Annotated in this window: 24 protein-coding genes; all 24 read right to left on the bottom strand. The window is 44.9% G+C overall.

The window, feature by feature from the left end; all coding sequences use genetic code 11:
* Positions 1 to 4 precede the first annotated feature (4 nt).
* Positions 5 to 1,327, bottom strand: coding sequence for a flagellar biosynthesis GTPase FlhF (gene flhF / locus H509_RS0111230; RefSeq protein ID WP_028545172.1), 1,323 nt, complete (start codon positions 1,325 to 1,327; stop codon positions 5 to 7).
* On the bottom strand, positions 1,324 to 3,363 hold the full coding sequence (gene flhA, locus H509_RS0111225) for a flagellar biosynthesis protein FlhA (RefSeq protein WP_245596026.1): 2,040 nt from the start codon (positions 3,361 to 3,363) through the stop codon (positions 1,324 to 1,326). Before flhA ends, flhF begins: the two co-directional genes overlap by 4 nt.
* A gap of 25 nt (positions 3,364 to 3,388) precedes the next feature.
* On the bottom strand, positions 3,389 to 4,492 hold the full coding sequence (gene flhB / locus H509_RS0111220; protein WP_028545170.1) for a flagellar biosynthesis protein FlhB: 1,104 nt from the start codon (positions 4,490 to 4,492) through the stop codon (positions 3,389 to 3,391).
* A 4-nt stretch (positions 4,493 to 4,496) separates the two neighbouring features.
* Positions 4,497 to 5,288: a flagellar biosynthetic protein FliR gene (gene fliR, locus H509_RS0111215; RefSeq protein WP_028545169.1), complete on the bottom strand. Its 792-nt coding sequence runs from the start codon at positions 5,286 to 5,288 to the stop codon at positions 4,497 to 4,499.
* Between the two features lie 11 nt (positions 5,289 to 5,299).
* Entirely contained in the window at positions 5,300 to 5,569 is a 270-nt protein-coding gene (fliQ, locus tag H509_RS0111210; RefSeq protein WP_028545168.1) for a flagellar biosynthesis protein FliQ, read from the bottom strand.
* Positions 5,570 to 5,641: 72 nt separating this feature from the next.
* Positions 5,642 to 6,397: a flagellar type III secretion system pore protein FliP gene (fliP, locus tag H509_RS0111205; protein WP_028545167.1), complete on the bottom strand. Its 756-nt coding sequence runs from the start codon at positions 6,395 to 6,397 to the stop codon at positions 5,642 to 5,644.
* An 8-nt stretch (positions 6,398 to 6,405) separates the two neighbouring features.
* Entirely contained in the window at positions 6,406 to 6,948 is a 543-nt protein-coding gene (locus tag H509_RS0111200) for a flagellar biosynthetic protein FliO (protein ID WP_028545166.1), read from the bottom strand.
* 3 nt (positions 6,949 to 6,951) lie between these two features.
* Positions 6,952 to 7,314, bottom strand: a complete 363-nt coding sequence (locus H509_RS0111195) for a response regulator (RefSeq protein WP_028545165.1) — start codon at positions 7,312 to 7,314, stop codon at positions 6,952 to 6,954.
* A gap of 24 nt (positions 7,315 to 7,338) precedes the next feature.
* Positions 7,339 to 8,616 carry a flagellar motor switch phosphatase FliY gene (gene fliY, locus H509_RS0111190; RefSeq protein WP_028545164.1) on the bottom strand — a complete coding sequence of 426 codons (1,278 nt, stop codon included), beginning with the start codon at positions 8,614 to 8,616 and terminating at the stop codon, positions 7,339 to 7,341.
* A complete protein-coding gene (gene fliM / locus H509_RS0111185) occupies positions 8,606 to 9,604 on the bottom strand; it encodes a flagellar motor switch protein FliM (RefSeq protein ID WP_028545163.1) in 999 nt (332 codons plus the stop codon). The genes fliY and fliM overlap by 11 nt, the downstream gene beginning before the upstream one ends.
* Positions 9,605 to 9,651: 47 nt before the next feature.
* Entirely contained in the window at positions 9,652 to 10,116 is a 465-nt protein-coding gene (locus H509_RS0111180) for a flagellar basal body-associated FliL family protein (RefSeq protein WP_028545162.1), read from the bottom strand.
* Positions 10,113 to 10,337 carry a flagellar FlbD family protein gene (locus H509_RS0111175; protein ID WP_028545161.1) on the bottom strand — a complete coding sequence of 75 codons (225 nt, stop codon included), beginning with the start codon at positions 10,335 to 10,337 and terminating at the stop codon, positions 10,113 to 10,115. The genes H509_RS0111180 and H509_RS0111175 overlap by 4 nt, the downstream gene beginning before the upstream one ends.
* Positions 10,338 to 10,424: 87 nt before the next feature.
* Positions 10,425 to 11,246 carry a flagellar basal body rod protein FlgG gene (gene flgG, locus H509_RS0111170; RefSeq protein WP_028545160.1) on the bottom strand — a complete coding sequence of 274 codons (822 nt, stop codon included), beginning with the start codon at positions 11,244 to 11,246 and terminating at the stop codon, positions 10,425 to 10,427.
* Between the two features lie 97 nt (positions 11,247 to 11,343).
* Positions 11,344 to 11,751 (bottom strand): TIGR02530 family flagellar biosynthesis protein, encoded by a 408-nt coding sequence (locus H509_RS0111165; protein ID WP_028545159.1) that lies wholly within the window; start codon positions 11,749 to 11,751, stop codon positions 11,344 to 11,346.
* On the bottom strand, positions 11,748 to 12,272 hold the full coding sequence (locus tag H509_RS0111160) for a flagellar hook capping FlgD N-terminal domain-containing protein (protein WP_157277619.1): 525 nt from the start codon (positions 12,270 to 12,272) through the stop codon (positions 11,748 to 11,750). Before H509_RS0111160 ends, H509_RS0111165 begins: the two co-directional genes overlap by 4 nt.
* Before the next feature lie 40 nt (positions 12,273 to 12,312).
* Positions 12,313 to 13,614, bottom strand: a complete 1,302-nt coding sequence (locus H509_RS0111155; RefSeq protein WP_028545157.1) for a flagellar hook-length control protein FliK — start codon at positions 13,612 to 13,614, stop codon at positions 12,313 to 12,315.
* Positions 13,615 to 13,651: 37 nt separating this feature from the next.
* A complete protein-coding gene (locus tag H509_RS0111150) occupies positions 13,652 to 14,575 on the bottom strand; it encodes a MotE family protein (RefSeq protein WP_028545156.1) in 924 nt (307 codons plus the stop codon).
* A 41-nt stretch (positions 14,576 to 14,616) separates the two neighbouring features.
* On the bottom strand, positions 14,617 to 15,063 hold the full coding sequence (fliJ, locus tag H509_RS0111145; RefSeq protein ID WP_028545155.1) for a flagellar export protein FliJ: 447 nt from the start codon (positions 15,061 to 15,063) through the stop codon (positions 14,617 to 14,619).
* 7 nt (positions 15,064 to 15,070) lie between these two features.
* Positions 15,071 to 16,405 carry a flagellar protein export ATPase FliI gene (gene fliI, locus H509_RS0111140; protein WP_028545154.1) on the bottom strand — a complete coding sequence of 445 codons (1,335 nt, stop codon included), beginning with the start codon at positions 16,403 to 16,405 and terminating at the stop codon, positions 15,071 to 15,073.
* On the bottom strand, positions 16,395 to 17,234 hold the full coding sequence (locus tag H509_RS0111135) for a FliH/SctL family protein (RefSeq protein WP_342663651.1): 840 nt from the start codon (positions 17,232 to 17,234) through the stop codon (positions 16,395 to 16,397). Before H509_RS0111135 ends, fliI begins: the two co-directional genes overlap by 11 nt.
* Position 17,235: 1 nt before the next feature.
* Entirely contained in the window at positions 17,236 to 18,249 is a 1,014-nt protein-coding gene (gene fliG, locus H509_RS0111130; protein WP_028545152.1) for a flagellar motor switch protein FliG, read from the bottom strand.
* 6 nt (positions 18,250 to 18,255) lie between these two features.
* Positions 18,256 to 19,839, bottom strand: coding sequence for a flagellar basal-body MS-ring/collar protein FliF (gene fliF / locus H509_RS0111125; RefSeq protein WP_028545151.1), 1,584 nt, complete (start codon positions 19,837 to 19,839; stop codon positions 18,256 to 18,258).
* A gap of 40 nt (positions 19,840 to 19,879) precedes the next feature.
* The gene (fliE, locus tag H509_RS0111120; RefSeq protein ID WP_028545150.1) at positions 19,880 to 20,197 is read right to left on the bottom strand and encodes a flagellar hook-basal body complex protein FliE; all 318 of its coding nucleotides are present in this window, start codon (positions 20,195 to 20,197) and stop codon (positions 19,880 to 19,882) included.
* A 35-nt stretch (positions 20,198 to 20,232) separates the two neighbouring features.
* Positions 20,233 to 20,685 (bottom strand): flagellar basal body rod protein FlgC, encoded by a 453-nt coding sequence (gene flgC / locus H509_RS0111115; protein WP_028545149.1) that lies wholly within the window; start codon positions 20,683 to 20,685, stop codon positions 20,233 to 20,235.
* Positions 20,686 to 20,691: the final 6 nt, after the last annotated feature.

The following is a 20,691-nucleotide window of genomic DNA, read 5'->3' as shown; positions in this document are numbered from 1 at the left end:
GTTGTCAATCCCCTAACAGCAAACGAATGATTTCCTTTGGCTCAAACGGTTTAATATCATCGGGCACATTTTGACCGCAAGTCACGTAGCTAAATGGAATATCCGTCTTCTCAGTCAAATTAACGATAGAACCACAAGTGTCGGTTTCATCCGCTTTCGTAAAAATAATGCGATCTATCGTATGCTTCGCAAACCGGTTAATAATCGCCATCATGTCTTCGGTCTTCGACGTCAAACTTAACACCAGAAACGTTTCGGAACCTTCAACAGGCTTCAACATCGAATTAATCTCGTTGACATGCATATCGTTGCGATAGTTCCGTCCAGCAGTGTCCATCAAAATGAGATCACACTCCTGCAAAGATACCAATGCACGCTGCAAATCATTAGGCGAAGTAACCACTTCAATTGGCGCATTTAGTATGGACGCATAGGTTCGTAGCTGTTCAACAGCTGCTATCCGGTACGTATCAGAAGTAATAAATCCGACCTTGCGTTGATGATGGAACATCTGATCCGCTGCCAACTTGGCAATCGTTGTAGTCTTGCCCACCCCTGTAGCACCGACAAAATAGACCACTTTTGTGCTGCGAGACAGTCCTGATTTGCATTGTCGCGACAGTGTTTCTTCCAACACGCTTTCAACACGACTGTGAAGCAGCGTTGGCGCCGGTTGTGCGGAACCTTCCGTACGACAGCTTGACATCGCACGATCAATAATGCTGTAGCTAAGCTCAGAAGTAATGCCCTGCTCCGACAATCGCGTTTCTAGTTGCTTCGCGTAAGCGGTCCAGTTCTCATGCTCTGATTTGCGCAGCATGGACTTGACCATCTCTTTTACTTCACGTATTTCATCCCGCCAAGGCTCCTGCTGTGTAACAGGAGCCTTAACGGAATTGGTTATAGTAGCTGGTGCTGTCTGTACGGGCGCAGCAGGCTTTGCTTCGCCACCGCCACGCAAATCTTGCAGCAAATCCTTAAACAGTGCTTCATCCAACGGATCAGCAGCAGGTGTGGCAGACTCATTCCGTTGTGTGACAGCTGGTGACTGCGGCTGCGGTGAATGAGGTGGCTTGCCAGCATAGGCATTACGAGCTATTGCGGCTGGAACTGCCGGTCTTGCTGCTGGCCTAGGCTGTGGAGCCTGCTTAGCCGGCGAATCATCGACGGCTGCTGTGACTTCAATCATCTTTTTAGCAAACATGCCTAGAATCCCGCCACTTTTAACCTCTTTAGTGCTGACAATGACGGCGTCCTTTCCTAACTCTTGACGAATTTGGCTCATAGCCTCCGGCATCGTCTCGACCAGGTATTTTTTCACCCTCATACATTCACCACTCCAACGCTTTGAATTTCAACATTTGGCTCTAATTCGTTATATGACAATACCGGAATATCCTGCATGGCACGTTCCATAAGCTGACGAAGATACATCCGTATCGTCGGAGATGCCAACACAATAGGCTGATAACCGGATTGAATAATCCGACCAATCTGCTCTTGAAACCGTTGGAACACTTGTTGTGTCGTGCCTGGGTCCATTGCCAAATAAGAACCATGCTCATTTTGCTGCACGCTGTCTGCGATCTTCTTCTCCAGCGTTGGCCCAACTGTGATGACACGAAGTGTTTCACCTGGTACAGCAAACTGCTGTGTAATTTGACGTGCTAACGCTTGTCTGACATACTCCGTTAATACGTCGGGATCTTTGGTGTAAGATCCATAATCCGCCAATGTTTCGAAAATAGATACGAGATCCCGAATTGATATTTTCTCTCGCAACAACTTGGCAAGTACTTTCTGTACATCACCGATAGACAAAATATTCGGTATCAACTCATCCACGATCGCAGGGTATTGCTCTTTAACTGTATCAACCAATGCCCTTGTTTCTTGACGGCCTATTAATTCATGCGCGTGCTTCTTAACCATTTCCGTCAAATGTGTAGCTACAACAGATGGCGGGTCAACGACCGTATAGCCAGACATTTCTGCTCGTTCCTTCATCGTTTCGTCTACCCATAATGCGGGCAACCCAAATGCAGGTTCTACGGTTTCAATGCCTGTAACCGTCTCATCATCATACCCTGGACTCATGGCCAAGTAGTGATTAAGCAGCAATTCCCCGCGAGCTACAACATTACCCTTAATTTTGATAACATACTCGTTAGGTTTAAGTTGAATGTTGTCACGGATACGAATAACTGGAACGACCAATCCGAGCTCAAGTGCACATTGGCGACGAATCATGATGATACGATCTAGCAAATCCCCGCCCTGCTGAACATCAGCAAGAGGTATCAGGCCATAGCCGAATTCGAATTCGATCGGGTCCACCTGCAATAAGTTAATGACGCTTTCAGGGCTGCGAACTTCTTCAATTTGCTGCTCTTCTTCAAGCTGCTCCTCAGATATCGTATTTCGATCCAGCGTCTGCTGCATTCGATAACCCGCATAACCAAGCAATCCTGCAAATGGTAACGTAGCAAGCGGTCCGATTGGTGTAAATAAGCCCAGCATAGCAATTGTAGCGGATACAATATACAACAATTTAGGATAAGCAAGTACTTGTGAGCTCAAATCCTCTGCCAGATTGCCTGTCGAAGCGGATCGTGTAACGATTAAGCCCGCAGCAGTGGAAATAAGTAGCGCTGGAATTTGGCTGACAAGTCCATCACCAATGGACAGAATCGAATAAGTCTGCGCTGCTGTGCCGAAGTCCATGCCATGCATGGCCATTCCTATAATAAATCCGCCCAACAGATTAATAATAAGAATGATAATACTTGCAATGGCATCACCTTTAACAAATTTACTGGCACCGTCCATCGCCCCGAAGAAGTCTGCTTCGCGTTCAATTTTTTGACGTCGTTCTTTCGCTTGCATCTCGTTAATTAGACCTGCGTTCAGATCCGCATCAATCGCCATCTGCTTACCTGGCATCGCATCCAAAGTAAAACGGGCAGCCACCTCTGCGACACGCTCAGATCCTTTCGTAATAACGATAAACTGAACGATAACTAGAATGAGAAAGACGACCATACCTACAGCAATGTTTCCTTGTGTAATCCACTCACCAAACGTGTGAACGACGTCTCCTGCTTCCCCTTCACTTAAAATCAGCTTCGTGGTCGAAATGTTCAGAGACAACCGGAATAACGTTGTGATCAACAGCAAAGCTGGGAAGATGGAAAATTGCAACGCTTCTCGCGTATTCATCGCAATAAGCAAAATCATAAGTGCTATTGAAATGTTAATGATTAGTAAAATATCCAATAATACTTTGGGTATCGGCAAAACCATCATTAACACGATGCCGATGACGCCTACCAAGACGAATATGTCTCTCGCTTTCGCTTTCACGGAATTGTCCTCCATCCCTGTCCGCTCATTTTGCTTTGCCTTTTAATTTGTATACATATGCCAGTACTTCTGCGACCGCTTGGAACAAATCGGCCGGAATGGAATCGCCGATTTCAGTTCGCTCGTATAACGCTCGCGCGAGTGGCCTATTCTCCATAGTCATGACGCCGTTCTCCTGTGCGATTGCTTTGATCTTCAGAGCGACATAATCTTGTCCTTTCGCAATCACTTTAGGAGCCTCCATCGAATTACCTTCATAACGCAAGGCAATGGCGAAGTGCGTCGGGTTCGTGATGACAACGTCCGCATTTGGAACTTCCTGCATCATTCTCATAAGAGCCATTCGACGCTGGCGTTCCTTGATTTTTCCTTTAATTAGCGGATCGCCTTCCATCTTCTTATATTCATCTTTAATATCTTGCTTTGACATCCTGATGCTCTTCTCGAATTCATACTTCTGATACATATAGTCGAATACGGCCAAAATCGTTAAGGCTGCTCCGGTCTTAATACCTAGTATGACGGTAAGTTCTGCGGTGTAAGATAATATGCCACCAAGCGGTACATGACTAAGCTCAATGATTCGATCACGTTCCCCCCATAGGGATATGTACGCAATCACTCCAATTACAGTCAGCTTAATAATCGATTTAAGAAATTCGACCACTGAACGCATGGAAAAAATGTTTTTAAACCCTTTGATCGGATCAATTTTGCTGAATTGCATTTTGAGCGGCTCGCCTGTAAATAGAAAACCAATCTGCATGTAATTCACTAACAATCCCATCACAACCGCAACAATAAAGATTGGAGCGAGCAAAATTAGAAATTGGACCAATAAGTGGCCAAAATAGTCCACAATATTGTTAACTGACAATTGCATGTTAAGCCGATGCTGTAAAGGATCACTGAACATCGATATTAGACGTTCCTTAAAAAAACCGCCTAACATAAACAGACTCATAAAGGAGATTAATAAAATGAACGACCCCGAAAGGTCCATACTTTTGGCAACTTGCCCCTTTTTCCGTGAATCATCGCGTTTCTTAGGTGTTGCCTTTTCTGTCTTCTCCTGTGAAAAGAGCTGCAAATCTAACGAGAGCCGATATTTAGGTTGTACATGTTCCATTAATTTAGGCCCCCGTTCCCGGCAGCACACGCAGAAGTTCGCCCATCGCTTTAAACAACGTTTCAAATATTTGCTGCATCACATATACAAATCCCGGTACAATTAGTAGCAACATAGCCAAACCAATAATAATCTTGAATGGAATCCCAATGACAAACACGTTAAACTGCGGAGCAGTTCGAGCCAGGAATCCAAGCGCTATATCCGCTAAAAACAATGCAACTATTAAAGGTGCAGCTACTTGAAACGCAATCATAAACGCTTGAGCAAACGACTTCAGTACAAACTGATGAACAGTGCCGTTGCTGATCTGCTGAAAAAAAGTATCGTTGCTAACGGGAAGCCAGTTAAAGCTCTGCATCACACCGTCAATAAAGTAGTGATGACCATTCATACCAAGAAAGAGCAACACTACGAATATATACTTAAAATTACCAATGACCGGTGCAGAAGCTCCAGTGAGCGGATCGATAACGTTGGCGATCCCGAAGCCAATTTGCATGTCGATAAAGGAACCCGCAATCTGCACAATCGTAAAAAACAACTGCGCAATAAATCCAATGAGCAACCCTATCAATATCTCACGGACAACAATAATTATGTACGTGCCATCCGTAGGGACACTATGCCCCAGGCCAAACAATAAATAGGCGATGATGCTGATAAAAAAAGCGAGTCCAATCTTAAACATATTCGGCACGCCTCGCGAAGAAAAGACAGGTGCTGCGACAAAGAACGCGCTAATTCGACACAACATAAGCAAAAAAACAGGGAACGCCTGAGTTACGATTTCCATGGTTCCACAGCCTAACCGATATATTGATGCAAATTGTTAAGAATATTAAACGCAAAATCTATCATTGTGGTTAATATCCACGGTCCAAAAATTAAAATAATAATAAACACGGCGACAATCTTTGGAACAAACGCAAGCGTCTGTTCTTGAATCTGGGTTGTCGCTTGAAATATACTAATTAACAAGCCGACTACCAAAGCTACAATGAGCATTGGAGCACTGATCTTTAATACAGCAAATACTGCTTGGCCGGCCAATCCGATAATAAACTCTGCACTCATCGACTGATCCCTTCCCTGCACTCACTAATGATATTCACGCGTGAATCACTGCCGAATTGTCAAGCAGCATCTTCAGGTATTAAAGCTCATCAAGAGCGACTTCACAACGAGATACCAGCCATCTACCATAACGAAGAGCAGTATTTTGAAAGGTAATGAAATCATAACCGGAGGCAGCATCATCATCCCCATCGACATCAAGGTACTTGCTACTACCATATCAACGACCAAAAACGGTATAAAGATCATAAACCCCATTTGGAAAGCCGTCTTTAGTTCACTGATCGCATATGCAGGAACTAATACGGTAATCGGGATATCTTCATATGACTTTGGCTTCTCTGTCTTCGTATATTTCATAAACAAAAGTAAATCTTTCTCTCTCGTATGAGAGAACATAAATTTCTTCATTGGCACTGCGGCTTTCTCTAAAGCAGCAGTCTGGGTAATTTCACCCTTCAAATAAGGCTGTAGCGCTACTTCGTTAACTTGACCTAATGTTGGGGACATCACAAACAATGTCATAAAGAGCGCCAAGCCGATTAACACCTGATTGGGCGGCATCTGCTGGGTACCTAAAGAAGTACGAACAAAGCCCAGAACAATCACAATTCGAGTGAACGAAGTCATGAGGATGAGAATAGCCGGAGCCAGACTCAATACCGTAATTAACAGCACTAATGACATTGACGTTACGCCCGACTGTGCTCCGCCATCTCCGATCTTAATATCGATCCCGGGAATGACAGGAGCTGCTCCCGCCCAATTGGCTGCAAAGCAAGAAAATAGGGTCATTGCAGTCAGAGCAACTAAGCATTTCTTCTTCATGAATCCATCTACCGATCTTCTTTGGTATTGTCATTCAACAATCGTTCCACGCGAGCGCTGCGATCAGGCTGTTTCTCCAGCTTCACATGAAGCATCTCGTGAAAGGATACAGATGATGAGTCCGTCTCTTCTTGATGAGGCGCAGCATTATCCGTGTGGGAGCGTCTCTTATTACGTAATTGGTTGATCCATGTCGAGACAGAGACAGGCAGAGCGCCTTGTGCCACCTGTACTCGTTCAAATGTAGATAAAAGATGTGCAACCTGCTCAGGATCGCTTACTTTGTCGATCAAGGTGATATCATCACCAACACCGAGCAAGTATACAACATCTCCTACTTCGACCACCTGCAGCGACTTGTTTTGTCCTAGTCCGGTTCCGCCTAACGTACGAATACTCTGGTTCATCTGCCACATTTTATTTTTCCGGCTTAACAACTTGATAAATAGCACGATGAGAATAATAATGACAGCCAGTGATAACAGTACGGTAATCAAGCTACCCATGTAATCGAAACCGGACGTTTGCTGTAGTTGTGTGTCTGGAACCATACCTTATCCTAACGTTTTCTTAATCGCTTCAATAACACGATCTGCCTGGAACGGTTTGACGATAAAGTCTTTTGCTCCTGCTTGAATCGCATCGATAACCATTGCTTGTTGTCCCATTGCAGAACACATAATTACTTTTGCGCTTGGGTCAGTCTTACGAATTTCCTTTAAAGCTGTAATGCCGTCCATCTCAGGCATTGTAATGTCCATTGTAATAAGGTCTGGTTTGTGCTCTTTATACTTTTCAATCGCTTGAGCACCATCCGCTGCTTCACCTACGACTTCGTAACCATTTTTAGTTAAAATGTCACGAATCATCATGCGCATGAATGCTGCATCATCTACGATTAAAATACGGTTTGCCATCGCTGAGAATCCTCCCTAAATCTTTTATTGTAGTTTTTGAATGCGATCCCACTGGTTAATGATATCTGTAACGCGTACACCGAAGTTCTCATCAATAACGACGACTTCACCCTTGGCAATCAGCTTGTTGTTGACCAGAATGTCCACAGGTTCGCCTGCCAGCTTGTCCAATTCAATGATAGAACCTTGTGATAGTTCCAAAATATCTTTAATCTGTTTGTGTGTCCTACCTAATTCTACTGTGACTCTTAGCGGGATGTCCAACAATAAATTTATATTTGAATCATCAGCTGGCACATATGTCGAAGTTTGTAAATTTGCGAATTGAACAGGCTGTACATTCACTGGACGTGAAGGTGCTGTTCCCATTGAAGCTGCCGCATAGTGTCCATGCATTGAACCTTGATGTGCATTCATGGAAGCATGCATATTCGCCTGTTGCTGCGGAGCATTCGGATACGATTCATGATTCACCGGATATCCTCCTCCAACATGTTCCTCGTAATGGTTTGGCATTGCAGTTGGCTGCGCCTGTGTATTCGGGACCTGTCCGGAAGAAACCGGTTGCTCAACAGCAACTGCTGTTGCCGCCTCTGTTTCCATCTTGGCCATAGCTTCCGCTGCACCCATCAAGCGGTTCACCATGTCTTTGGCAAACGGAATGGTCAATAACTGCATAATGGTAGAATCAATAAGATCACCAATCGTTAAGCGGAATGATATTTTGATCAGCACATCATCTTCCGGCAGCATCTCATTCCCTTCCCCTTTTTCAGCATTTAAAATGCCAATGCCTGGAGGGGAAATATTAACCAACTGATTGAAAATAGTTGACATCGAAGTAGCAGATGAACCCATCATTTGATTCATCGCTTCTTGTACCGCACTAATATGAATTTCATTTAATTCGCCAGCAACGTTACGTCCGTCTCCACCTAACATCAAGTCTGCAATAATCTGGGCATCTGATGTCTTAATGACAAGCGAATTTACCCCCTGGAATCCATCCACATAGTGAACATGAACAGCTACGTGCGGATGCGGGAATTCGCTTTCCAGATTTTTCTTGTCTAACAATTTGATGATTGGAGTTGTAATGTCAACTTTACGACCAAGCAAAGTAGATAACGCAGTAGCGGCGCTACCAAACGTAATGTTGCCAATTTCACCAAGCGCATCAATCTCTAAAGGTGTTAGAAACTGTTCAACTGAAGGAGTTGGCGTTGCTTCTACGGAATCTTCTCCTGACTTTCTCAACAATGCATCGATCTCTTCCTGAGACAAGTACTCTTTACTCGTCATGCTCTTCCACTCCTTCCTCTACCACTTGCTCGATTTGTACAGCTAACCGGTCTTTAACGTTCCCTGGCGTTCCAATATATTTGGCACGATCCCCGACACGGATCGTCAGTCCCTCTTCTACTTTTTTGCGTAGTGGGATGACGTCCCCAATTGAAAGCTGCATCAGCTCATGCACTGTAATTTGTGAATTACCTAATTCAGCAACTATAGGCAGCTCTGCTCGCGACACACGTTCGCGCAGCTTTTCAATTTCTATCGGTTCACTTGTTTTTTTCTCAGATACAAACCAGTGATGTACCGACAGCTTCGGCATGATAGGCTCGATGACGACATGAGGAATACATATATTAATCATGCCTGTCGTATCCCCGATTTTTGTGCTTAAAGATATAAGGGCAATCGTTTCATTGGGAGACACAATCTGCATAAATTGCGGATTCGTTTCCAGACTTTCAAGACGTGGACGAATATCCAACACTGTCTTCCACGCTTCTTGCAAGCTATCAAATGCTCTGCTAAAAATACGCTCCATAACTGTCGTTTCAATCTCGGTCAAACCTTGAATCTTGGAAGGTGCGAGCCCTGCGCCTCCAAGTAAACGATCAAGCATGGCTAGAGCTACGTTCGGATTAACTTCAAGCACCATGCGGCCCTTTAAAGGCTCTGCTTCAAAAATGTTCAAAATGGTCATCTTCGGTATAGAACGAATAAACTCATCATAAGGCAACTGTTCGACTTGAACGACATTAATTTGAACAAATGTGCGCAATTGCGCTGAGAAGTAGGTCGTTAAATATCTCGCGAAATTTTCATGGATGCGTGTTAATGTACGAATATGATCTTTCGAAAAACGAACGGCTCGCTTGAAATCGTAGGAACGGATTTTACGCTGTGTTTCTTCCTTTTTCAGTTCCTCCGCATCCATTTCCCCAGAAGACAGCGCTGCTAACAAAGCATCTATCTCGTTCTGCGACAAAACGTCAACCAATCGTTTCACCCCCTTACAGGTATCAGCTGCATCAACTACGTAAGATGCTAGATGCGAGTCATAATAAAATCAGTAATATCGACTTGAATCACTTTACCTTCAGGCAATGTCTTGTTAATCAGATCCAGCAGCTTCGCGCATAACTGATCCTGACCTTTAGTGCCTTGTAAATCTTCCGGCTTCATATCTGCCAACGTCTTTAGGATAACAGCCTTGACCTTTAGATCCTTGATTTTCTCAAATTGTTCCTTGGTCTTCTTGCTGTCCAACTGAAATGCAAATCCAGTCAGTACCACATAATCGTTAGTTGCCAGATTCGTTTTTACATCCGAAATCGTAGCTGTCATTTCTACAATTTCATCTGCGCTAAGCCGTTTGATCTGCATTTCCTGCGCGCTGTCCGTGCCCTTTGTCGGCGAACTGTTCGTCGAATTCATCAGCATAATAAAAACAAGCGCGATTAACGTGATGGCCAACAGCATGGTTACCAACCATGGCAGCATTCGTTTCATGATTGTCCCTCCGTTGATTGCAACTTGATGGTACCTCCAACCGCACCGACTTTTTGTATGTACTCAGTAATAAGGCGGATGATCTCAGGGGCCTTTTCTAAGACGATTAGTTTTTTGCCGTTAAAAAGTGTGATGTACGTGTCAGGCGTTTCCTCAACTGCCTCTACTAGCAGCGCGTTCACCCATACAGAAGAGCCGTTTAATCTCGTCACTTGAATCATGGTCCCTCTACCCCCTCATACCGCGCCATTTCCTAAGCCGCACTAGAGCGGCTTAGGATTATCAGGCATGGCGTTGCAATCTTAATGTTATCGTTTCAGATTAACAACTTCTTGCAGCACTTCATCAGACGTCGTAATAATACGTGAGTTCGCCTGGAATCCACGTTGTGCGACGATCATCTCAGTAAACTCGTTAGTCAAATCTACGTTGGACATTTCAAGTTGACCAGAAATGATAGCACCCGTTCCAAGAGTAGGATCGTTAGCAGCTACCACTTCGATTTCACCATCTGGGTTCGCATTTGGTGTCGTACGGTACAAGTTGCCCCCGAGTTTCTCCAAACCTTCTGGGTTAACTACTTTAACTACCCCAATTTGGAGATCCGTTGCTTCTGTTGTACCATCCGAACGTTTTGCAATGATTTGTCCTGTTTGGGAGATCGTAAATGCAGTAACGTCTTCATCCAATTGAATTGGACCACCGTCTGCACCACACACCAACAAACCGTCTGATGTGACTAATTGACGCGTTGCATCCAGATGAAAATCCCCTGCACGAGTCAAAAACGGTACCTCTTGATCACCGTTTAGCTTAACTGCAAAAAATCCATCTCCGTCAATACGCAAATCGAGAGGTTTGTTTGTTGTCATCGCACTACCGCCTGTGTGGACTGTGTCGATGGAACCTACTTGAACTCCAAGGCCTACTTGCATAGCATTTACACCGCCACGCTCGCCTTCCTCAGGTGCCGTAACGCCTGACATCGTCTGGCTCATAATATCCTTAAACATGACACGACCCGCTTTAAAGCCAGTCGTATTCACGTTAGCGATATTGTTACCGATTACGTCCAGCTTTGTTTGGAAACCGCGCATACCCGAAACACCTGAATACATCGAACGAATCATCCAATTGTTCCTCCTTTTATAAATCGATCACATTCTGCTCACTTCAATCGTTCCATGAGCACAGGCCTCCAGAATGGTCCAGCCTGCCTTGCTTTTGTTATTCAATACATACCGCACTGTCAATTGCCGTGAATACATGCCCTTGCTTAAAAGGGTCATCAAGCGCTGTAATAACAGTACGTGTTGGAACATTTACGATATAAGCTGCATTTTGAATGAGCAGCAGTGATTGCTTGGAGCCCTTGGCTGCGGCTTGCTCAATCGCATCAGACATTTTACCGACTAGCTCCGGTGTCATCTTTAAGCCACGCTCCTGAATACGTTGTGAAGCATGTTGGCTGAAATTCAGTTTGTCTGAACGAATTAATTCCTGATTCAGCAATTGCTTAAACGACACGTCTTGGCCGTTATGTAACGCTTGATTGTTGTCTTTGCGATAAGACTGCTGTATCGGTTGAACTGGTGCGTTAGTACCAATTCTACCTATCGGGAACTTTAAGTTCACTGCTTATCACCCGCCCCGACAGCGGCCCCTGCATCGGCATTAGCGCCATTGCCACCACTTCCAGCATGCGGCCCTTTAATCTCTGTAATATCTTTCAGCTCAATTTCAGCGGCCCCAACCTTTGCATATGGAACATTCGCTCGCACAACGATCGAATCCACGACGCCAGATGACACTACGGTCTCACCCGTACCGTCCCCTGTCGATTGGTCTTTAGCAATCCAGGAAATCTCTTTGCCAATCAAGTTAGATGACATTCCAAGCGATTGCTGTAAGAAATTCAATTGCGAAGAAATGTTCGTCAACTGTTCAACAGACGAAAATTGTGCCATTTGAGCAATAAAGTCTTTATCTTGCAGTGGTTGAGTTGGATCTTGATTTGACAGCTGTGTGATCAGGATTTTAAGGAAGTCATCCTTACCCAACTGCTTCATTTCACCTGTCGGTTTGAGCCGATCCAAGTTTTCTTTGCTGTAGTTCGGCCACAACAAGTTGTTAACCACACCTGCGTTCGCAGTCATAATGTGTACACCTCCTTATGACTCGATTAAATAAAACCTGTTACACACTCGCAGTGAAAGATGATCCTGTAAGGGACTGAACAGCGCGAGCCGTTTCCGCGTCCACTCCATTTATCAGCTCACCGTTGTTATCCTTATCCGTTCCATCTCCCGCAAAACGGCGTGAAGAACGCTGTTCTTGGTTCGCATTAGGTTGTCTGTCTCCTTGGAACATGGAGAAGGACATGGAAGCCTCCGAAGCAGCAGAAGTCTGCTGACTTACCTCAAGCTTCTCAACCTGAATGCCTTGTGACTGAAGTGCACCACGAAGCACGGACATTTGCTGATCCAGCATATCTTTAGCTGCAGCATGCTCTGTCATAAACTGAGCTACCAATTGTCCATTTTGCATCGTCAATCGCACATTTACTTGTCCCAGATTTTCTGGATACAACGTAATCTTCGCTTCAGACACACCATTACGTGATGTAATCAGCATTTGTTTTACCATAAAACCAGACATTTCTTGAGCAAAATGCTGGGCGCGAATAACAGGAACTTGCTTCGTCGCATTTAGGCCTTCAGCTTTCATGGCGAATTGGCCTGCTGTCATGACTTGATTGTTAAGATCCAACCCATCATCTGTAGCAGTTGTTGACTCCTGTCCTCCCATTAAGCTGGCGAAGGATTGACCTTGCCCCGCTGCTTGTGAATTGACACTTGTCCCTTTAGCTACAGCAGCTGTATGACCAACTTCCGTCTGTGCTTGGGCTGGTAGTGCAGCTTGCAATGATCCAGCGTCCGTCTGTACAGCAGGACGATTCAGAATGTGTCCTAATTGCTGTAGCAGCTTGCCTGCCTGCTCGTTTAACGCTGCATTTCCAGCAGCGCCTGCGTTTGTTTGTTTTAGCAACTGTTGAATTTGCTCCAGTTGATCTCGCACAACAAACGCAACCGTCTGAGGCTGCTTCGCGAGCAAATCGATGGATGCTTGTTGCTCTGGTGTTACAGCTGCTTGCAGCGGTGTAAGCAACGCTTGCGCTTGACCTATCCATTGCTGGAGGTATTCAAGCAGTGCTGGATCAGATTCAAGCTGTGCTTCGTTGTTTTGTAAAGCGGCCAGCAAGGATTGAATAAGCTCATCTAGCGAACCAAGCGCTTCATCCGTTAGCGATCCTGTTTCGGCAAAAGCAACCAGCGGCATAAGAGAAGCCATTGATTCCTGCCCAGTTGATCCCGTATTCATACATTGTGATAAAGTCGCGAAAAATACCCCGGCATCAGTTGCTCCTCCTTTTGTGGAGACGCCACTTGCTCCGGATACCGCATTAGCTGTTGGTACTGAAGAAACTGACATTGACATATATATCACCTCCTTTCAAACACAGCAGTCCGCTACTTTATTTGTTCGGGAACAACTTGGACACTAGCTTTGCAGTTGCTGTCTTGTCCGCTTCCGTCATCGCATCAATCAATTTGGAGCGAGTCGCGTCATCCACTGCATTTAATACTGCCAATACTTTCCCAGGATTAATTCTTGATGTTTCCAACAAGATGCTAGCACCACTCTTTGGTGACATACTCGAGAACGTCTTGCTAAGCTGCGCTTTGTCCAAACCTGTCGTTGCAGGTACTGTCGTTTCATTTTTCTTAAGACGAGCTTGCAAGGCAGCAATTTTCAGATTATCAGATGTCTGTACATCCTTTAATTGAATAGATGCTTCCGCAGCCGTTTTGGGATTCATTTTTTCTAGTATTTTGACGCGTTCTTCCTGCTTCATTGCGTGCAGTACAAGAACTATTTCTTCCTTCGTCAAATTTTCTAGTATAGGCGCAGCCTTGCTTGGCATCATTTTGGCGTACATGCCAGCGAGATCTTTCACCTGCTTATCATACTGCTCAGCATTCACACGCTGCTGTTCTTGCTTTTGCGCCGATTGATTAACTTGCTGCGATAATTTGTTGACTTCGTCTTCTAATGTTTTACGTTTCTCGGCCAACACACGAAGATCGTTATCTTTGGAAGCCAGAAGCTTTTTCAAGTCGGCAATCTGCTCCGCTTCGGTGGGAACTGCTTCCTTCGGTTTCTTGTCCTTGCTGTCTTTGTCTGCTTCCTTCTCATCTGGAGCGGGAAGAACTTTATTTATAACAGGAACATCCTGCGCCCAGTTCAAAATATTATTTCGCCAATCGACGTTAAATAACGTTAGCAGGACTACTAGCAGCACAATCGTAAACAAGATAGGTGTTGCAAAAAACAAAAATCGTTCAAAACCTGAATACTGACTTCCGTTATCTTCGAGAACTTCCTTAGCCACTGCCATCCCTCCTGCTTCAGCGGCGGTTAACCTTTTCCGTCACAATTCTATCGAGTTGCCATATGGAAACGTACGGTCGCCATTTCGTCCATTTCATTTTGTTCGATAAGTGCAAGTTGCTGTTTAAAGTGGTCTTCCGCCTTCTCACGTGCTTTCTTCCACAACTTCTCATCTGTCATGCAATCTTTCAGATTGTCTTGTCTGACTCTAACACGCCCTTCAGCGGCCAGCACCCTTTCATGGGCTGCAAATATCTGTGAATCCATATGGGCGATATAATGCTGCCAAAGCTGCAATTCATGAGCCGGGGCGCTGGAGTCAATCATACGCTGTAGAGTGTCGGCAGCTTCTTTACGTTCATTTTTCACTCGCAGCAATTGATCCTCTTCCGTCTGCAAATGTCCAATGGCCTCTGAAAGCATCCACTCAGATTGTTTTTTCGTGTTTGTCTTCAGATCCAATACTTTCTGAAAAGAGTATTGAAAAGCGCGCATCCGCTACTCATCTCCCTTGAAATTGCATGGTCAACCGTTCAATCGTTTCTTCATATGACATCGATTCATTGATACGCTGCTTAGTAAAACCATAAATATCATCAATCGCTTCTATCGCTTCGTCGATCGCTGCATTCGAGCCTCGTTGGTATGCGCCAATGTTAATGAGATCTTCTGATTCTCTGTACACGGCCAACAAACGTTTTAATTGCTCTGCTGCAAGCTGATGCTCTTCAGGTACAATATCTTTCATGACTCGACTTACACTCGCCAATATGTCAATCGCCGGAAAATGGCCTTTTTGCGCGATATTACGATTAAGTACAATATGACCATCTAATATCCCGCGCACCGCATCAGCAATCGGTTCGTTCATGTCATCCCCGTCAACAAGCACCGTGTAAAATGCGGTGATCGAGCCATTCGGTCCCGTACCACTGCGCTCTAGCAGCTTCGGTAAGCTTGCAAAAACGGAAGGCGTATAACCACGGGTTGCTGGTGGCTCTCCGATGGCAAGCCCTACTTCCCGCATGGCCATTGCATAACGTGTGACAGAATCCATCATCAGCATGACATTCATGCCACGATCACGAAAATATTCAGCAATCGTCGTTGCAATTACTGCACCCTTAATACGAACAAGTGCTGGTTGATCAGATGTTGCTACCACAACAACCGATCGTGCCAAGCCTTCTGGCCCTAGGTCCCGCTCGATAAACTCGAGCACCTCTCGCCCCCGCTCTCCTACAAGAGCGATGACGTTCACATCGGCAGCGGTATTTCGTGCAATCATGCCAAGCAGCGTACTTTTACCGACACCAGAACCTGCAAATATCCCAACACGCTGTCCATTTCCAATCGTTAGCAGTCCATCAATGGCTCGTACACCAACCCCAATGGGGTCTTGAACACGTGGTCTCTTCAGCGGATTCGATGGAATGTTCGACGTAGAACATTTGGCCATCCTTGTTGGCAGGAAGGAACCATCCAGGGGCTGACCTAGTCCGTTCAGCACTTTCCCCAGAAGTTCCGAGCCTACTTGCACGGTCAATGGTTTGCCTGTTCCAACAACATCACAGCCTGGTCCAATATCGTTAAGCTCACCTAACGGCATTAACAGCACTTTATTGTCGCGGAAGCCAACCACCTCAGCCATTAATGGGACGTTACCTTTATTCGGATGAATAAAACAAACCTCACCGATGCTGGCATCCGGCCCTTCTGATTCTACTGTCAATCCAATAACTTGAGTTACTTTCCCATTCACGCGAACAGGATCTACGTGTTTGAGAAACTCTGTATATTTATCTACATTCCAAACGTGCTCTGCATTAGATTTCATCGTTGACCTGCTCCCCGTGATGAACGGCTACTTGAATCAGCGCCTTCTTTAATTCTTCTAGCTGTGTATCCACTCTCGCATCAATGCTTCCCAATGACGAGCGAATAACACAACCATGATCCTGAACACTTGCATCTGGAATAATTTGAAGCTCTGCTTGTGAATCAATCGCAATGCTTAACTCTTCGCGCGCCGCATGGATAAACATAAATTGCGCAGGAGATACACAGAGCGTTATGATTCCACTTTCTCGCTTACGCGCTAGCTGCTTCTTCACCATTTCCAAAATAAGCTCAGGCTGAATGGTTAGTTGCTGATCAATAATCTTCTCTGCAATAGAGCAACTCAAGGCTACGACAAAAGGCTCGGCTTCCTGAATCAGCTGTTCTTTTGCCGTATACGCCTGCTTCAGCAATTCCCCTGCCTCACTGACTTTTAACTCATAAGCCTCTTTAATCGCTTGTTCGGCTTGTGATACGCCAGCCTCGTACCCTTCGGTCTGAGCTTGTTGTTGAATTTCACTGCGAAGCTCTTCATCCTGTGTTCTGCGTTCATCCCACCAGGCTTCAATCTCTGCACGTGCATCCTCCAACATTCGTTCCGATTGTTCTGAAGCCACTCGGACTTGGTCTTCTGCAAATGCTTGAGCATCTGCAAGAATATCTTGCCGCAAAGCAGCCAATTGCGTGTCTTTGGCCAGCAAAATATCACCCGTTAGTTCTTCCTCGTCCGCCTGCTCTTGTTGCTCTAACAGTCGTTCCTGGTGCCGTCGAACGGCCTCTAGCATTCTCATTTGTTCAACGGGAATGTAGTGGGAAGATTTAATCACGTTAGACAATGATATCGTCTCCTCCGCCACGCGCTATAATGATCTCGCCAGATTCCTCTAAGCGACGAATTGTAGCAACGATGCGCGTCTGCGCTTCCTCCACGTCACGCAACCGCACAGGTCCCATAAATTCCATTTCTTCTTTGAACGTATCCGCCATCCGTTTCGACATATTGCGGAAAATAACACCACGTACATCTTCGCTTGCCACTTTGAGCGCAAGCTGCAAGTCCGAGTTGTCGATGTCCCGAATAATACGCTGAATCGAACGATTGTCGATGTTGACAATATCCTCGAACACAAACATCCGCTTCTTGATTTCTTCGGCCAATTCAGGGTCTTGAATTTCAAGAGAATCCAAAATGGTACGTTCTGTACCGCGATCGACGCCATTTAAAATATTTACAATCGATTCGATTCCGCCTGCACTTGTATAATCTTGTGTCACTGTAGCAGACAACTTCTGCTCAAGCACACTTTCCACCTGACTGACTACCTCAGGAGAAGTGCTGTCCATCAACGCAATTCTGCGTGCAACGTCTGCTTGCTTCTCCGGGCTTAACGAGGACAAAATTTGAGATGACTGCTCGGTTTGCAAATAGGATAGAACGAGCGCAATGGTTTGTGCGCTCTCGTTCTGAATAAAGTTCAAAATTTGCAAAGCATCCGCCTTGCGAGCAAAGTCAAACGGACGAACTTGCAAAGTAGCTGTCAGACGGTTAATAATGTCCACCGCTTTAGAAGCACCAAGCGCTTTTTCCAATATTTCTTTGGCGTACGTAATACCACCTTGTGAAATATATTCTTGTGCCAAGCAAATTTGATGAAATTCGCTTAACACCGTTTCTTTATCAACAGAATCAACTTTTCTTACATTTGCGATCTCAAGCGTTAATTGCTCGATCTCTTCATCTCGCAAATGTTTAAATATTTGCGCCGATACTTCAGGTCCTAATGAAATGAGCAAGATCGCCGCTTTTTGTCTGCCTGTTAAACCTTGATTGTTTCTAGCCATCTATGCTCACCTCGATTCGTCAACTAGCCAAGTCCGCAGCAAATTGACGAATTCTTCTGGTTTCTTCTTCGCCAACGATTCCAATTGCTTGCGCACCTGATTCTCGTTTGTTGCATATTCCAAATCAATCGAAGGAAGTTCAACATGCGTTGGAATATAACCCATTCCATCTTCATCGATAAATTCTTCTTCACGCTTTTTACGCTTGCGAGCAACTGCAAATGCAATTCCTCCACCAATGAGCAATAGAGCAAGTGCTCCAGCCCCATACCATACCCAAGTCGGGATTGAAGTCGTACTTAGAACTCCGCCATTAGTCCCATTTTGTGAAATGACAGAAACTTTTCCTTCTAATTCAGCGTCAGTTATAGTAGAGCCTGATTCTTTTAGTTGAGCTGCTACGATAGAACGCAGCACTTTCTCAACGGATTTAAGCTTCTCATCCGTAAGATCAGAGGACCCAACTGCTGCATGAATCGTTAGATCTTTCACAGCATACGGGCTGGATTGAATCAAGTTTTTGATTCGGTTTACTTCATAGTTTACAGTCTTCTGAGACTTTTCTGATGAAGTATCGCCGTTTCCTGTCGCACCAGGGTAATTGGTAACATCTTCATTACCTGTACCTGCTACACCTTGCTGTGCACTTTTACCAGTGAATGTCTCCTGCATCTCTTGAACGCTGATTTCAATCCCTTTCATGTTCTCAGCATCAACAGGAGTTACCATGTTTTCTTCTTTGTTCACTTTATCAAAGTTAAGATTAGCAGATACTAAGACATTTGCGTTATCGGGACCGACAACACCCGCCAAGAAGCTGCGCACTTTGTCGCCCAAGTCGCGTTCATAGCGGCGTTGGATGACCAGTTGCTCTTCAACTTCGCTTGCAATTCCGGATTTACCTGAACCAGGTGAACCAGAAGCATACATAGGACCTTCATCGCTTGATAACGTAATGTTTTCAGCTGTAAGGTTAGGTACTGCCGATTTAACCAAGTTAAAGTATCCGTCTACAACTTCTTGTTTCGGGCTGTAGCCTGGTTTGAACTTTAATAATACAGATGCAGATGCTTGTTGTTCTTCATTGGTTGCAAAAACGCTTTCTTTAGGCAAATTAACTAGCACTTGTGCGTCATTAATTCCTTGCATGTTGCGGAGGAGACGTTCTATTTCGCCGTTCAAGGCATCCTTATATCGAACATCAAATACGTTATCCGTCATGCCGCCCATAAGACCGTCGGCACCAAATGAATCAAAACCAATAGAGCCGTTTTTCACGATCCCTTGCGCACCGATGTCTACTTTCACTTTAGAAGCAGACGCCTCGGGGACAGAGATTGAACTGCCGTCAGCACTTAACTCGTAAGGGATCTTATTGCTATTCAGGTATTCGATAATACCAGCTGCGTCATTCGAGTTCAGATCTCGGAATGCTAACGCATATTCTGTCTTAGAGAGCTGATAGGTTATTAAGCTAATCGCAACAACTAGCAGCACCAAGGTGGATATTAATATCCATTTCGTTCTTTTACCAAATTGACTCCAGTACTGAGAAGCTCGTTCCCTATACTGGCCTATTTTCTCTTTCAATTCTCGTCACCCCACCAAAACTGTGTAAGACAAGACGTCTTTACATTTGCATGCGCATGACTTCTTGATAAGCTTCGACTACTTTATTTCGTACTTGTGTCGTCAACTGTAAGCTTAGAAGCGCGCGTTCTGAGGCGATCATGAGCTGGTCTACGTTAACTTCACCGATCATAAATTGCTTGTTCATGCTTTGGACTTGATGCTCTTGTGCATCAACTTGCTGAAGTGAATCTGCTAGAAACTCCCCAAATGATTTGGTCATTTCTGCTGGTGTTGCTGGAGTTGATGATGGAATGTTACTAACTGTGGCATTCACTTGAGACGTTTGCATCGGCAACGTCATCGTGTTTGTGATCATCCTGTACCCTCATTTCCCATTAGTTCAATGCGCTGTTATGCTCTGCCAATTTCCAATGCCTTAGTTATCATGGACTTTGAAGCATTTAGCGCTGTGACATTCGCTTCATAAGATCGAGTAGCTGATATCATGTCAACCATTTCTCTAGCCATATCTACATTCGGCATAGATACATAACCGTTCGCATCCGCATCTGGATGAGTTGGTTGATACACAAGCTTAAAAGGCGAAGCATCATCTTGAATTCGACTCACTCTTACGCCACTTGTTGATTGGGTTCCTTGCATTGCGGAGTTCAATGTTTGTTGAAAGGATGGTTGCGTTTGCGACATCACAACTACTTTACGACGATAAGGCACGACTTGGCCGTTAACTACCTGCGCACGAGTTGTCTCTCCATTCGCAATATTTGAAGAGATCACATCCATCCGCAACCGTTGTGCCGTTAATCCTGAAGAACTGATCTGAAAGCTGTTACTAATGTTCATTCCTCA

The sequence above is a fragment of the Paenibacillus taiwanensis DSM 18679 genome, from assembly GCF_000425125.1.
Lineage (GTDB): Bacteria > Bacillota > Bacilli > Paenibacillales > Paenibacillaceae > Paenibacillus_B > Paenibacillus_B taiwanensis.
Note: the sequence above shows the minus strand (reverse complement) of the source record. Positions and strands in the feature narration are given on the sequence as shown.